The organism is Roseateles flavus, from assembly GCF_039872765.1.
Lineage (GTDB): Bacteria > Pseudomonadota > Gammaproteobacteria > Burkholderiales > Burkholderiaceae_C > Roseateles_B > Roseateles_B flavus.
In genome coordinates, this window is record NZ_JBDPZC010000012.1 from 23,228 (window position 1) to 37,766 (window position 14,539).

General features: G+C 70.4%; 12 protein-coding genes. 8 read left to right on the forward strand and 4 right to left on the reverse strand.

Features of this window, described 5'->3' with window-relative positions:
- Positions 1–133 precede the first annotated feature (133 nt).
- The 3 genes from ABDJ40_RS20620 to ABDJ40_RS20630 are packed head-to-tail and all read left to right on the forward strand — an operon-like array spanning position 134 to position 5,664.
- Positions 134–2,749, forward strand: coding sequence for a DNA topoisomerase III (locus ABDJ40_RS20620; RefSeq protein ID WP_347612482.1), 2,616 nt, complete (start codon positions 134–136; stop codon positions 2,747–2,749).
- 34 nt (positions 2,750–2,783) lie between these two features.
- Entirely contained in the window at positions 2,784–4,643 is a 1,860-nt protein-coding gene (locus ABDJ40_RS20625; RefSeq protein ID WP_347612483.1) for an ATP-binding protein, read from the forward strand.
- A gap of 31 nt (positions 4,644–4,674) precedes the next feature.
- Complete coding sequence (locus tag ABDJ40_RS20630) at positions 4,675–5,664, forward strand: AEC family transporter (protein ID WP_347612485.1); 990 nt, start codon at positions 4,675–4,677, stop codon at positions 5,662–5,664.
- A 98-nt stretch (positions 5,665–5,762) separates the two neighbouring features.
- Here the strand turns inward: ABDJ40_RS20630 and ABDJ40_RS20635 are convergent, their stop codons facing one another.
- Positions 5,763–6,677 carry an AraC family transcriptional regulator gene (locus ABDJ40_RS20635; protein WP_347612487.1) on the reverse strand — a complete coding sequence of 305 codons (915 nt, stop codon included), beginning with the start codon at positions 6,675–6,677 and terminating at the stop codon, positions 5,763–5,765.
- Between the two features lie 204 nt (positions 6,678–6,881).
- Between ABDJ40_RS20635 and ABDJ40_RS20640 the strand changes: the two genes are divergently transcribed.
- Entirely contained in the window at positions 6,882–8,135 is a 1,254-nt protein-coding gene (locus tag ABDJ40_RS20640; protein ID WP_430765667.1) for a glutamate-5-semialdehyde dehydrogenase, read from the forward strand.
- Positions 8,136–8,156: 21 nt separating this feature from the next.
- On the opposite strand, the gene ABDJ40_RS20645 is transcribed toward ABDJ40_RS20640, so the two are convergent.
- On the reverse strand, positions 8,157–9,719 hold the full coding sequence (locus ABDJ40_RS20645) for a DUF4139 domain-containing protein (protein ID WP_347612490.1): 1,563 nt from the start codon (positions 9,717–9,719) through the stop codon (positions 8,157–8,159).
- A 113-nt stretch (positions 9,720–9,832) separates the two neighbouring features.
- Here ABDJ40_RS20645 and queC point away from each other — a divergent pair, with 113 nt between their 5' ends.
- Positions 9,833–10,567 carry a 7-cyano-7-deazaguanine synthase QueC gene (queC, locus tag ABDJ40_RS20650; RefSeq protein WP_347612491.1) on the forward strand — a complete coding sequence of 245 codons (735 nt, stop codon included), beginning with the start codon at positions 9,833–9,835 and terminating at the stop codon, positions 10,565–10,567.
- Between the two features lie 8 nt (positions 10,568–10,575).
- Entirely contained in the window at positions 10,576–11,121 is a 546-nt protein-coding gene (locus ABDJ40_RS20655; protein ID WP_347612492.1) for a LemA family protein, read from the forward strand.
- Between the two features lie 17 nt (positions 11,122–11,138).
- Here the strand turns inward: ABDJ40_RS20655 and ABDJ40_RS20660 are convergent, their stop codons facing one another.
- A complete protein-coding gene (locus ABDJ40_RS20660; protein ID WP_347612493.1) occupies positions 11,139–11,561 on the reverse strand; it encodes a BLUF domain-containing protein in 423 nt (140 codons plus the stop codon).
- Between the two features lie 21 nt (positions 11,562–11,582).
- Complete coding sequence (gene folE, locus ABDJ40_RS20665) at positions 11,583–12,308, reverse strand: GTP cyclohydrolase I (RefSeq protein ID WP_347612494.1); 726 nt, start codon at positions 12,306–12,308, stop codon at positions 11,583–11,585.
- A gap of 161 nt (positions 12,309–12,469) precedes the next feature.
- Here folE and rsmB point away from each other — a divergent pair, with 161 nt between their 5' ends.
- Both rsmB and ABDJ40_RS20675 read left to right on the forward strand, forming a co-directional pair.
- Positions 12,470–13,864 carry a 16S rRNA (cytosine(967)-C(5))-methyltransferase RsmB gene (gene rsmB, locus ABDJ40_RS20670; protein WP_347612495.1) on the forward strand — a complete coding sequence of 465 codons (1,395 nt, stop codon included), beginning with the start codon at positions 12,470–12,472 and terminating at the stop codon, positions 13,862–13,864.
- Positions 13,864–14,535 (forward strand): DUF4390 domain-containing protein, encoded by a 672-nt coding sequence (locus ABDJ40_RS20675; RefSeq protein WP_347612497.1) that lies wholly within the window; start codon positions 13,864–13,866, stop codon positions 14,533–14,535. Before rsmB ends, ABDJ40_RS20675 begins: the two co-directional genes overlap by 1 nt.
- Positions 14,536–14,539: the final 4 nt, after the last annotated feature.

Below are 14,539 nucleotides of genomic sequence, written 5' to 3' on the forward strand. Positions count from 1 at the left end.
CGGCTTGCGACATGGCTCGAGTTGGTTACATTGAAATCATGGGTGCGTGCGCGTGTGCGTGCGCGCGAAGCCGCATTGTAGGCAGAGCTTTTGCTGCCGGCGGCCAGCCCCACCAGGAACGTCAGAAGAGACCATGAGCAAAGCCCTGATCATTGCCGAGAAGCCTTCCGTCGCGCAGGACATCGTGCGCGCCCTCACGCCGCAGTCCGGCAAGTTCGACAAGCACGACGAGTACTTCGAGAACGACCAGTACGTGGTGAGCTCCGCCGTGGGCCACCTGGTCGAGATCAAGGCGCCGGAGGAGTACGACGTCAAGCGCGGCAAGTGGAGCTTCGCCCACCTGCCCGTGATCCCGCCCCACTTCGACCTCAACCCCATCGACAAGAGCAAGGGCCGGCTCAACGCCCTGGTCAAGCTCATCCGCCGCAAGGACATCGAGACCCTGATCAACGCCTGTGACGCGGGCCGCGAAGGGGAGCTGATCTTCCGCCTGATCGTGCAGTACGCCGGCACGGCCAAGGCGGCCATCAACAAGCCGGTGAGCCGGCTGTGGCTGCAGTCCATGACCCCGCAGGCCATCCGCGAGGGCTTCGAGCGCCTGCGCTCCGACGCGCAGATGCTGCCCCTGGCCGACGCCGCGCGCTGCCGCTCCGAGGCCGACTGGCTGGTGGGCATCAATGGCACGCGCGCCATGACGGCCTTCAACTCGCGCGACGGCGGCTTCTTCCTGACCACCGTGGGCCGGGTGCAGACGCCCACGCTGTCCATCGTCGTCGAGCGCGAGGAGAAGATCCGCAAGCACGTGGCGCGCGACTACTGGGAGATCCGCGGCAGCTTCGACGCCGAGGCCGGCCAGTACGAGGGCAAGTGGTTCGACCCTGCCTGGAAGAAGAACGCCGAGGACCCCGAGCTGAAGGCCGACCGCGTCTGGACGCAGGCCGAGGCCGAGGCCATCGCCGCCGCGGTGAAGGGCCAGCCCGCCACGGTCACCGAGGAGAGCAAGCCCAGCTCGCAGAGCAGCCCCGGCCTCTATGACCTCACCACGCTGCAGCGCGAGGCCAACTCGCGCTTCGGCTTCTCGGCCAAGACCACGCTGGGCCTGGCCCAGGCGCTCTATGAGAAGCACAAGGTCCTGACCTACCCGCGTACCGACTCCCGCTACCTGCCCGAGGACTACCTGGCCGTCGCCAGGCAGACCGCCGAGATGATCGCCAACGAGGACCTGCCGGGGCCGCTGCAGGCCCTGGCCGGCCATGCCCGCGTGGCGCTCAACAAGGGCTATATCAAGCCCACCAAGAAGGTCTTCGACAACGCCAAGGTCTCGGACCACTTCGCCATCATCCCCACGCTGCAGGCGCCCAAGAGCCTCACCGAGGCCGAGGCCAAGCTCTACGAGCTGGTGGTCAAGCGCTTTCTGGCGGTGTTCTTCCCCGCGGCCGAGTTCCAGGTCACGACCCGCATCTCCACGGTGAAGGCCGCCGGCAAGGACTACAAGTTCCAGACCAACGGCAAGGTGCTGGTGAACCCCGGCTGGCTGGCGGTCTACGGCAAGGAAAGCCAGACTGACGATCCGGCGGACGGCAGCGGCGCCAGCCTGGTGCCGGTGAAGGCCGGCGAGGTGGTGCGCACCGAGCACGTCGACGTCAAGGGCCTGGCCACCAAGCCGCCGGCCCGCTACACCGAAGCGACGCTGCTGTCCGCCATGGAAGGCGCCGGCAAGCTGGTGGATGACGACGAGCTCCGCGAGGCCATGGCCGAGAAGGGCCTGGGCACGCCAGCCACGCGCGCCGCCACCATCGAAGGCCTGATCACCGAGAAGTACATGCTGCGCGAGGGCCGCGAGCTCATCCCCACCGCCAAGGCCTTCCAGCTGATGACGCTGCTGCGCGGCCTGGGCGTCGAGGACCTCACCAAGCCCGAGCTGACCGGCAACTGGGAGCACCAGCTGGCCGAGATGGAGAAGGGCCGCCTGAACCGCGAGGAGTTCATGGCCCGCATCGCCGAGATGACCGAGCGTGTGGTGCAGAAGGCCAAGGAGTACGACCGCGACACCATCCCCGGCGACTACGCCACCCTCAAGACGCCTTGCCCCAAGTGCGGCGGCGTGGTGAAGGAGAACTACCGCCGCTTCACCTGCTGCGGCAAGGATGGCAGCTCGGAAGGCTGCGGCTTCTCCATCGGCAAGATCCCCGGCGGGCGCAGCTTCGAGCTGCACGAGGTCGAGCAGTTCCTGCGCGACAAGAAGATCGGCCCGCTGGAAGGCTTCCGCTCCAAGGCAGGCTGGCCCTTCACGGCCGAGCTGGCCCTGGTCTATGACGAGGAGATCCAGAACTGGAAGCTGGAGTTCGACTTCGGCGAAGACGCCAAGAAGGCCGACGAGGCCGCCGAGGCCGTGGACTTCAGCCAGGCCGAACCCCTGGGCGCCTGCCCCAAGTGCGGCGGCACCGTCTACGAGCACGGCAGCAACTACGTCTGCGAGAAGAGCACCGGCCCGGCGCCCAGCTGCGACTTCAAGAGCGGCAAGATCATCCTGCAGCAGCCCATCGAGCTGAACCAGATGCGCAAGCTGCTGGAGACCGGCAAGACCGACCTGCTGGAGAACTTCGTCTCCAACAAGACCCGCCGCAAGTTCAAGGCCTTCCTCAGCTATGACGCGAAGGCCGGCAAGGTGATGTTCGAGTTCGAGCCCCGCGCGGCCAAGCCGGCCGCCAAGACCGCGGCCCGCAAGACGGCGGCCAAGAAGGCCTGAGGGGCGCCACAGGCGTCCCGATGCAAGGAGTGGCATGCGAGCACCGCTGAGGGACTGGAGCATCCAGACACGCCTGATGGCCGGCCTGGGCGCGGTCGCGACCCTGCTGGTGCTGGCCGTGGGCGCCTACTGGACCAGCCGCGAGGAACGCCAGCTGACCGAGGCCCTGCTGCAGCGCCAGGAGCGCCTCTCTCAGATCGCGGCGCGTGGCTTTGCCGGCCCCATCTGGAACCTGGACAGCGCGGCCATCTCCAACCTGCTGGACGCCGTCATGGCTGATCCCGAGGTGCAGGCCATCGAGCTGGAGGCGCTGGGCGTCGACGTCCAGCCCCTGCGCCGCCAGCGTGACAACGCCGCCACGACCGTTCCCCTGGTCAAGGAGTTCGATGTGGTCTACCAGGCCGTGGCGCAGCAGCGGCCGGTCAAGGTGGGCCAGGCCCGGCTCTACTTCACCGGCGAGCGCGTGGCCGCCGCGGTGGCGGAGATGCGCCGCTTCGTGGTGATGCTGCTGGCGGCCGTGCTGGTGGCCGTGCTGGCCTCCTGCTACTGGCTGGTGAACCGCCTGGTGAAGCAGCCGGTCTCGCGCCTGGGCGCGCTGGCGCAGCGCGTCTCGCATGGCGAGCTGGGCGTGACGCTTGCGGTCGAGCGCCAGGACGAGATCGGCGAGCTGACCGAGCAGTTCAACCGCATGAGCCACCAGCTGCGCCAGTCCTCGGAAGGCCTGCGCGCCAGCGAAGCCCGCTACCGCAGCCTCTTCGAGAACGCCACCGAGGGCATCTTCCAGACCGACGGCCGAGGGCGCCTGCTGGGCCTCAACAAGGCCATGGCGCAGATGCTGGGCTACGAACGGCCGGCCCTGGCCCTGGCCGCCTCGCGCAATCTGCGCCGCCTGGTCAGGCTGGAACCGGGCGAGCTGCGCCGCGTGCTGCGCGCGCTGATGCGCCACCGCCTGCTGCAGCAGGTGCCCATGCTGGTCGGCACGCATGACGGCCGGCAGCTGTGGATCGAGCTCAGTGCCCATGTCGTGCCGGGCGGGCAGGGGCAGGAGGCCCGCATCGAGGGCATGATCAGCGACATCACCCAGCGCCGCCTCGCCGAGCAGGAGCTCACACGGCACCGCGACCATCTCGAGGAGCTGGTCGAGGCGCGCACCATGGAGCTGTCGCAGGCCAAGATCCGCGCCGAGGCGGCCAACCAGTCCAAGAGCCGCTTCCTGGCCACCATGAGCCACGAGTTCCGCACGCCCCTCAATGCCATCCTGGGCTTCGCCCAGCTGCTGCAGATGGACGACGGCCTGGACGACGCCCAGCGCAACAAGATCAACCTCGTGCGCGACTCCGGCGAGCACCTGCTGGCGCTGATCACCGACCTGCTGGACATGGCCAGCATCGAAGCTGGCAAGGTGCGCCTGCAGCCCGCGACGGTGGACCTGCGAGCCCTGCTGGAGGTGGCCTGCGACGCCATCCGCCTGCGCGTGGCCGAGAAGCGCCTGGCCTTCCTGGTCAGCATCGACGAGAACCTGCCGCTGCGCGTGCGCGTGGACGGCCAGCGCCTGCGCCAGGTGCTGCTCAACCTGCTGTCCAATGCTGTCAAGTTCACGGATCACGGCCGGCTGAGCCTGGTGGCGGAGCTGGTGGCGCAGACACCGTCCAGCGCGACCGTGCGCATCGAGGTCAGCGACTCCGGCATCGGCATGAACGCTGCGCAGGTGGGCCGTCTGTTCCAGCCCTTCGAGCAGGTGGCCGAGGATGCCCGCCGCACCGGGGGCACGGGCCTGGGCCTGTCCATCAGCCAGCAGCTGGTGCGCCTGATGGGCAGCCACATCGAGGTGCACAGCGAACCGGGCGTGGGCAGCCGGTTCTGGTTCGACCTCGAACTGCCCCTGCAATCCTGAAGGCCATGCGGCAGCGACGATACTGCCGGCCATGAACGAAGGCGTCCTGGCCAAGCTGCTGGCCATCATGGTGGCGGTGGGCATCGGCTGGCTGGTGGGCCGCATGCGCTGGCTGGGCGGGCTTGACGCCGGCGGCACGGGCGGGGATCCGGCCCGGGTGCTGTCCAACGCGGCCTTCTACATCTTCGTGCCGGCCCTGATGTTCCGCACCACGGCCCGCATCGACTTCCAGCACCTGCCCTGGGCCACCCTGCTGGGCTTCTTCCTGCCGGTGGTGCTGGGCATGCTGGCCTGCTACGGCTGGCTGCGCTGGCGAGGGCAGGGCGCGGTGGCCAGCCCCAGCGTGCGGGCCATCACGGCCAGCTTCGGCAACACCCTGCAGGTGGGCGTGCCGCTCGCCGCGGCCGTGTTCGGCGAGCAAGGCCTGGCCATCCACATCACCGTGGTGAGCCTGCATGCCCTGACCCTGCTGAGCGTGCTGACCCTGCTGGTGGAGCTGGACCTCGCCCGCGCCACGCACGCGCACAACCCCAAGGGCCTGCGCGCCACCATGCTGGCCACGGCGCGCAACACCGTCATCCACCCAGTGGTGCTGCCGGTGCTGGCCGGCCTGCTCTGGAATGCCACCGGCTGGCGTCTGCCTCAGGCGCTGGACGAGGTGCTGCAGATGCTGGGCACGGCCGTGGTGCCCCTGTGCCTGACGCTGATCGGCATGTCCCTGGCCTACTACGGCTGGCCGGCGCGCTGGCGCTCGGTGCTGGGCCTGCTGGCCTGGAAGCTGCTGGTGCTGCCCGGCCTGGTGCTGGGCCTGGGCCTGTGGGTGCTGGGCCTGCCAGCGCTGCCGCTGGCGGTGATCGTGATGATGGCGGCGCTGCCGCCGGGCTCCAATGCCCTGATCTTCGCCCAGCGCTACCGCTGCGAAGAGGCCGAGACCACCGCCGCCGTGGTGCTGGGCACCCTGCTCTTTGCCTTCAGCGCGCCGCTGTGGCTGACGGGCCTGGTGCGCCTGGGCCTGCTCTGACGACGGCTGCGGAGGCCGCTGAGGGCTCCGGCGCAGGTCTTGCCCTCTGCCGAGGCGCTTGGCAAGACCTGACCCTTCGCCCGCCGCCGGGCTGCGGCTCAGGCGGCCTGCAGGGGCAGGTGGATTTCCACCAGTGCCTCGTGGGCCGGCACTTCGGGGAAGAAGCGCAGGCGCTTCAGGAAGGGCGGTGCATCGCGCAGCTCCAGGCCACTCTGGGGCAGCCAGCTGCCGTAGAGCCAGCGGATGGCCTGGTCCAGGCTGGCATCGGGCCCCTCGTGACGCAGCACGGCATGCAGGCCCCCCTGGATGCGGTCGGCGATCAGCCCCTGCGGGTTGGGCGGCACCGGCTGGTCCCAGGCCACGGCCAGGCCGAAGCGGCACGCGTCCGGGGGCACGGAGGCCGGGTCGTCGTACAGCAGGTTGTAGGTGGCTGCCTTCGAGGGCGGCAGCTGCCGTTCCTTGCGCCAGGCGATGAAGCGCTGCAGGCTGGGGGCCAGGTCTTGCATGGGCCCCCGGTGGACCAGCAGGGCCACGGGGATGTCAGGGATCTGCTCCAGGCGCACCTGGTCGGGATGGAAGGGGTCGTCGTACATGGGCCATTGCTCCGCTTGATGAAGTTGCCGCTCGCAGGCCGCCCAGACCGCGGAGCGCGGATCGCGCCGCCACTGGCTGGGGGTCTTGTCGAACAGACGACGAAAGGCGCGCGTGAAGGCCTCCGGACTCTCATAGCCGCTGGCGAGGGCCACCTCCAGCACCGGCATCGCCGGCCGGTGGGCCAGCCACTGGGCCGCGCGGCGCATGCGGGAGAGCTGCACGTAGCGGGCCAGCGGCAGGCCGCACAGGGCGGCGAACTGGCGGTGGAAGTGGAAGGGCGAGCTGTGGGCCAGGGCGGCCAGGCCGCCGAGGTCCAGGGCGGCCTCGGGCTGGCCGTCCACATGGCGCAGCACGCGTTGCATGCGATCCTGCCAGCGGCGCAGGGACTCGTTGAGGGAGGACTTCTCGGGTGCGTTCATCGTGGGACGAAGCCTAGGGGCCGGGCCGGAGTCCTGCCGTGCCGCTCTTGCGGATCGCGGCGGGCGGCGGTGAAAGAAGCCCTTGTCCAGCGGCGAAAGCCAGGGGCGGCGGGTCCCGGGGGGCGATGGCGGAGAATCAGGCGCATGAGTACCGCAGTTTCGCTCGCTTCCCTGCCCGATCCCGCCCAGGACCTCGCCGCCTACATGGACGCCCTGGGCGCCGCTGCGCGCGCCGCCAGCCGCCAGATGGCCGCCGCGCCCACGGCTGCGAAGAACGCCGCCCTGCTGGCCCTGGCCCGCCGTCTGCGCGAGCAGGGGTCGGCCCTGGCCGAGGCCAATGCCCGCGACCTGCAGGCCGCCGAGGCCGCCGGCCTGGCCGGCCCGATGCTGGACCGCCTGCGCCTCACGCCTGCCGTGATCGCCACCGTGGCCGAAGGCTGTGAGCAGATCGCCGCCATGCCCGATCCCATCGGCGAGATCACCGGGGTCAAGCGCCGCCCCAGCGGCATCAGCGTGGGCCAGATGCGCGTGCCCCTGGGCGTCTTCGGCATGATCTACGAGAGCCGCCCCAACGTGACCATCGAGGCCGCCTCGCTGGCCCTCAAGAGTGGGAACGCCTGCCTGCTGCGCGGCGGCTCCGAGGCCTTCCATTCCAACCAGGCCCTGGCGGCGCTGGTGGCACAGAGCCTGGAGGAGGCCGGTCTGCCGGCCCGCGCGGTGCAGCTGATCGGCACCACCGACCGCGCCGCCGTGGGCCGCCTGATCGCCATGCCCGAGTTCGTGGACGTGATCATCCCGCGCGGCGGCAAGGGCCTGATCGAGCGCATCGCCAGCGAGGCCCGTGTGCCCGTCATCAAGCACCTGGACGGCAACTGCCACTGCTATGTCGACGCCGAGGTGGACCTGGACCTGGCCCTGCGCGTGGTCGACAACGCCAAGACGCAGAAGTACAGCCCCTGCAACGCGACCGAGTCCCTGCTGGTGCATGCGGCGCAGGCGTCGGCCTTCCTGCCGCGCATCGGCGCCGTGTTCGCGGCCAAGGGCGTGGAGATGCGCGGCTGCCTGCGCAGCCTGGCGGCGCTGCAGGCCGTGCCCGGCGCCCAGCTGGTGCCGGCCACCGAGGCGGACTGGGACACCGAGTTCCTGGCGCCCATCATCAGCATCAAGGTGGTGGACAGCCTGGACGAGGCCATGGCCCACATCAACCGCCATGGCTCGCACCACACCGACGCCATCCTCACCACGAACCACCCCAACGCCATGCGCTTCCTGCGCGAGGTGGATTCGGCCAGCGTGATGGTCAATGCCAGCACCCGCTTCGCCGACGGCTTCGAGTACGGCCTGGGCGCGGAGATCGGCATCTCCACCGACAAGTTCCACGCCCGCGGCCCGGTGGGCCTGGAAGGCCTCACCTCGATGAAATGGATCGTGCTGGGGCAGGGCGAGGTGCGGGGCTGAGGCTCCGCACCCGGCTGCCGCTCAGCGCCAGCCCGTCACCAGCGCGTCCGCCGGTGCCGAGAGCTTGTAGCGGGCGCTGAAGCGCTGGGTCTGCTTCGGGGCCAGGGTCTGGCGCCAGGCGCGGATGCCGGGCTGCTCGCGCCAGTCGCCGGCCTGGGGTTCGGGCTTGAAGGCGGTCTCGATACGGATGTCCGCGTGCTGGCTCACGGGGCTGGCCTCCAGCACCAGCAGGGGCAGGGGCTTGTCCGTGCGGTTCTCGATCTCGTAGCTGCGCTCGATCTGGCGCTCGCGGCGCTTGCTGATCAGCCCGGCCTTGCTGCCGTCCAGGCGCTCGGGCAGGCTCAGCACGCGCAGACGCTCATCGCGGCCGAACAGCCATTCCACCTTGGCCTCGTCGCTGAACTGCAGTTGGGCATCGCCGACCAGGGTCCCGTCACGGTAGAGCTGCAGCTTGCCACGCGGCCAGCTGCCGGTCGGGCGCGCCAGCTCGGCGACCAGGTAGGCGTCGTGGTCGACCTGCCCGCGAAAGCGGCTGTAGACATCGGCCTCCACCGTTTCGCGCCCCAGCGACAGCTGCACCGGCCGGGCGCCGCTGAGCAGCCGCTGGCGGCCGGGCAGGGCGTAGGTCGTCGCGAACTCGCCGGCGAAGACCTCCGGATTGAACTCCACCCGCTTGCGCGCCGGCGGCATGCCGGGGGCCGCGGGCTTGACCTCCATGCGGGGCGCCGGCGCGGCCGAGTACAACGTCATGGCCGGCGCGGGGCGTGGCTCCCCCGGGTCAAGGGTGTCGATGTCCAGGGTCCAGGAGGACAGCATGCCGGCGCCGCCGCTGTCACGGGTCATCTCGGTGCTCAGGCGCAGCGGGACGCTGCTCCAGTCCTCGCCGGTGTACTGCGCGGCCTCGGCGCGGCGCTCGAGGCCCAGCCGCCCGCTGGTGGTATCCAGACGCGCCCGGTACAGCGGCGTCCAGCCGGCCTGCTCACTGCGGTAGACCAGGCGTAGCTCGCCGCCCTGGGCGCTGTCCACGGGCACCGTGAGTACCTGGTATTGGCGCTGGATGCCTTCCTGCTCGCGCGCCTCGGCCAGTTGGCGGTTCAGCGCGTCCATCCGCTCCCTCAGGGCCTGCTGCCGCTGCAGCTGGTCCACCGTCTGGCGGCGCAGGGTCTCCAGGGTCTCGGAGAGCTTGGCGCCGGGCGGCAGCTCCTTGCCCGTCAGCTGCTTGAGGAAGTTGAGGGAGACCGCCAGGGCCTCCGATTCCGCCTGCAGCTGGCGCGACTGCTGCTCCAGCTCGCGCACCTTGCTGCCGCGTTCGCACTCGGGCAGCAGCTCGGCGGGCTTGAGCTCCAGGCGGACCTCCCCCACACCCATGCCGGCGGGGGGCAGCAGCTGGATGGAGTCGGCCACCAGCTCGGGGCTGAGGCAGCTGAATCGGGCCTCCTGCGCACTGGGCGCCAGTGCCAGGGCGCGCTCGACGGTGGCGCCCTGGGGGTGCAGGGTGACCTGGCGCAGGGTGTCCGCCGCCTGGGCGTGAAGGCCCAGGCCGGCCAGGGTGAGAAGGGACAACAGGGGGAGCGCTTGAGGCATGGCGGTCGAGGCTGGCAAGAGGGGGCTTCAGCCTAACACCCCCCGCACGCAGGCGGCCCGTGCCCCAGGCCCGCCCGGGGCGTTCAGCGGCCGGCAATGGCACACTGCGGGCCATGAGTCTTCCCCCGCAAGCCAATTCCACCCGCAAGGCCCTGGTGCTCTTCTCCGGCGGCCAGGACTCCACCGCCTGCCTGGCCTGGGCGCTCGAGCGCTACGCCCAGGTCGAGACGATCGGTTTCGACTACGGCCAGCGCCACCGCATCGAGCTGGACTGCCGCCAGACCGTGCGCCGCGAGCTCGCCGCGCAGTTCCCCGCCTGGGGTGCCAAGCTGGGCGATGACCATGTGCTGGACCTCGCCCTGCTGGGCCAGATCTCCGACACCGCCCTGACCGAATCCCGCGCCATCGAGATGCAGGCCAACGGCCTGCCCAACACCTTCGTGCCGGGCCGCAACCTGCTCTTCCTCAGCTTCGCCGCCACCCTGGCCTATCGCCGCGGCGCCTCGGTGCTGGTGGGCGGCATGTGCGAGACGGACTACTCCGGCTACCCCGACTGCCGCGACAACACCCTCAAGGCCCTGCAGGTGGCCCTGAGCCTGGGCCTGGACCAGTCCATGACCATCGAGACGCCGCTGATGTTCATCACCAAGGCCCAGACCTGGGCCCTGACCGAACAGCTGGGCGGCGCCGCGCTCAACGAGCTCGTGATCGAGCACACCCACACCTGCTACCTGGGCGAGCGCCAGCAGCGCCATGCCTGGGGCTACGGCTGCGGCAGCTGCCCGGCCTGCGAGCTGCGGGCGCAGGGCTACGAGGGTTTCCTGGCGCAGCAGCGCGCCGGCGCATGATGCCCTGGATGAGCTCCTGGTCCTGGACCCCCTGGCTGGTGGCCGCCATGCTCTTCTTCTGGGGCGTGGGTGGCTACAACCGCATGATGCGGCTGCGCAATGCCATCGGCACCGCCTACGGCCAGCTGGACGGCCTGCTGGTGCAGCGTGCCCAGCTGTGCGCCCGCCTGCTGGAGCAGCTGCGCCCCCTCCTGCAGAACGAGCAGGCCACCTTCGACGCGCTGGAGAACGCCCAGGGCGAGGCCCAGGCCGCCGCCAATGCGGTGCGTGCCAAGCCCTATGCGGCCGATCCGGTGGCCGCCCTGGCCGTGGCCGCCGCGGTGCATGCGGCGGCGCTGACGCGGCTGATGTCGCTCGTGGAGCACCATGGCGCCCTGGCCGAGCATCCCGAGGTCTTTGCCCTGGTGGACGAGCTGAAGATGGTGGAGCGCCAGCGCGCCTTCGCCCGCCAGGTCTTCAACCAGGCGGTGGGCGTCTACAACGAGGCGGTGCAGCAGTTCCCCACGCGGCTGCTGGCCAGCTTCTTCGGCTTCGGCGAGGCGCGTTCGCTGTGATCAGCCCGGGCGGCTGATCAGCTGCACTCGATCACGCCCGAGCTGACCAGCTCCTGGAACAGCGCCATCAGGGCCTGGCCGCGCATGGCATAGGGATTCAGGCGGGTGCTCTCGCAGTACTTCAGCACCAGGGCCGGGTTGAGCCGGTGCAGGTTGACCTGCCCCATGCTCCAACCGGCGAAGCGGCGCTCGTCGATCTCTTCATAGCTCAGCAGGATCACGTCATGGTGGCGCGGATCCTGCACGATGGACTTGTAGCGCGCATTGACGGCGTCGCGGCCGCCCTCCAGCACCTGGATGAAGACGCCGTCGCTGAGGCACAGCAGGCCGGTGATGCCCTCGGCCGGGTTGTGCTCTCGGGATTGCTTGAGGATGGCCGCCAGCTGGGCCTCCTTGGTGCCTTCGGCGGCACGGCTGGCATAGAGAAGACGGACGAGCATGGCAGGCTCCTGGGGCGGTGCTTACTTCTTGCTGAGCAGGGAGAGGAATTCGCGGCGCAGGTTGGGGTCTTTGAGGAAGGCGCCGCGCATCACACTGTTGGTCATCATGGACTCGCTGTCCTTGACGCCGCGCCAATGCATGCAGAAATGGTCGGCTTCCATCACGATGCCCAGGCCGTCGGGCTGCACGCGTTCCTGCAGCTCGTTGGCCAGCATGGTCACGGCCTCTTCCTGGATCTGGGGGCGGCTCATGATCCAGTCGGTGAGCCGCGCGTACTTCGACAGGCCGATCAGGTTGGAATGCTCATTGGGCAGCAGGCCGATCCACACCCGGCCGACGATGGGGCACAGGTGGTGCGAGCAGGCCGAGCGCACGGTGATGGGGCCCACGATCATCAGCTCGTTGAGCCGGGTGATGTTGGGGAACTCGGTGACGTCCGGGGCCTGGACGTAGCGGCCCTTGAAGACCTCGCGCACGAACATCTTGGCCACGCGCTTGGCGGTGTCCTGGGTGTTGTGGTCGCTGTCGGTGTCGATCACCAGGGCGCGCAGCACGCCCTGCAGCTGCCGCTGGACCTCGGCCTGGATCTCGTCCAGCTCGCCGTCCTCGATGAAGTCGGCGATATTGTCATTGGCGTGGTGGCGGCATTCGGCGGCCAGCAGCCGGTAGCGCACGCGCTCTGAGGCGGGCAGGGCGGCCAGCTCGTCGGCGCTGAGGGCGGGGAGGGGGGCGGTCTTGCCGGGCATTGCGGGGCCTCTCGGTTCTTCTATGGCGCGGATTGTGGCCTCTTTGAATGAATCCGGCGTGAGAGGTGCCCGCTTGGCCCCAGACGCTGAGCGGACAAGCGCCCGGCGCAGGCTTCACGCCGGCCTAATCCCCGCCGCGGGCCGGCACTTACACTGCCCGGGTGTCTGAATCCACCTCCCCCACTGCTGCGGGCATCCCCCTGCAGCGCCTCCTGCTGCAGACCGCGGACGCCGTCCAGGCCGTGCGCCAGGGGCGCTCGCTCACGGACGTCCTGGCCCGCTGCCCGCGCGAGCTGCGCCCCGGCACCCAGGCCCTGAGCTTCCTGGTGCTGCGTCAGCTCGGCGCGGCCCAGGCCCTGCGCCGCCAGCTGGCGCCCAAGGCGCCGCCGCCCAAGGTCGAGAACCTGCTGCTGTGCGCCCTGGCCCTGCTGTGGCCGGCCGACGATCCACCCTATGCCGCCCACACCGTGGTCGACCAGGCGGTGCGCGCCGTGCGCCAGCGCGCGGCGCCCAGCGCCGGCTTCGTCAACGCCGTGCTGCGCCGCTTCCTGCGCGAGCGCGAGGCCCTGGTTCAGGGCCTGCAGCGCGACCCGGTGGCCCATCACAACCATCCGCAGTGGTGGATAGACCGCGTCCGCCAGGACTGGCCCCTGCACTGGCAGGGCATCCTCGCTGCCAACAACAGCCGCCCGCCCATGACCCTGCGCGCCAATGCCCGCCAGGGCAGCGCCGCGGCCTACCAGGCACGCCTGGGCGAGCAGGGCATGGCCTCCCGCCTGCTGGGCGAGCGACTGCCCCAGGCCCTGCTGCTGGACCGGCCCCAGCCGGTGTCCGCCCTGCCGGGCTTCGAGCAGGGCGCCGTGTCGGTCCAGGACGCCGCCGCCCAGATCGCCGCCCCGCTGACCGTGGCCGCCCTGCAGGCACGCGCGGCGACCGGGCAAGACCTGACCCTGCCGGCCCTGCCGCCAGGCGCCCGGGTGTTGGACGCCTGCTCCGCCCCCGGAGGCAAGACCGCGCACCTGCTGGAGCTGCAGTCCCTGGACCTGCTGGCCCTGGACGCCGACCCCGAGCGCCTCGCCCGCGTGGAGGACAACCTGCGCCGTCTGCAGCTGCAGGCCCAGACCCGCGCCGTGGACGCCCGCCAGACCGCCCAGTGGTGGGACGGCTGCCCCTTCGACGCCATCCTGCTGGACGCCCCCTGCAGCGCCTCCGGCATCGTGCGCCGCCACCCGGACGTGCGCTGGCTGCGCCGCCCCGAGGACATCCCCCAGCTGGCCCGCATCCAGGCCGAGCTGCTGGACGCCTTGTGGCCCCTGCTCAAGCCGGGCGGTCGGCTGGTCTACGCCACCTGCTCGCTCTTCAGGGCCGAGGGGCAGGACCAGGTCGACGCATTTTTGCAACGCCAGCCGGACGCCGAAGCGGTGGAGTGCGCAGGGCTCACGGGCCATCTGCTGCCCGTGCCTGACAATGGCTCCCAAGACGCGGCCGGGCAGGCTGTCCCGCTGGACGGCTTCTTCTATGCCCTGCTCCTGAAATCGCCCGCATCCACCCGCTGATGGTTTTCGCTCCCCTGGCGCATGAGGCGCCATGTCTGCTGCGCTGTGCCTGGCCCGCCAAGGGCCTGGGCAGCGCCGTGGCGTGGGGACCGCAGGTCCTGCGCTGGGCCTGGGGCCTGCTGCTGGTGCTGGCCCTGGTGATGGGGGTGGTGTCGGCGGCGCGTGCCGACGGCATCCACCTGACCGACCTGCGCACAGAGCGCACGGACGAAGGCCTGCTGCTGAGCTTCAGCGCCCGCTTCGAGCTGACCAAGCCGGTCGAGGAGGCCTTGCTGAAGGGCCTGCCGGTCTACTTCCAGGCCGAGGTCAACGTGATGCGCAGCCGCTGGTACTGGCGCGATGCCCGGGCCGCCCGGGGCGTGCGCAGCTGGCGTCTGGTCTGGCAACCCCTGACCCGGCAATACCGGGTGACCACCGAAGGCCTGCACCAGAACTTCGACAGCCTGCCCGAGGCCCTGGCCTTCATGCGGGGCGTCTCCGGCTGGCGCATCGCCGAGCCCCGTGACATCGACGAAGACGGCAAGTACTACCTCGAGTTCAGCTACAAGCTCGATACCTCCCAGCTGCCCCGCCCCATGCAGATCGGCCTGGGCGCGCCCCAGGGCTGGGGCCTGAGCGTGGAGCACAAGCTCAACCTCGCTTCCGACTTCAGCGGCCGGCTGCAGCCATGAGCGC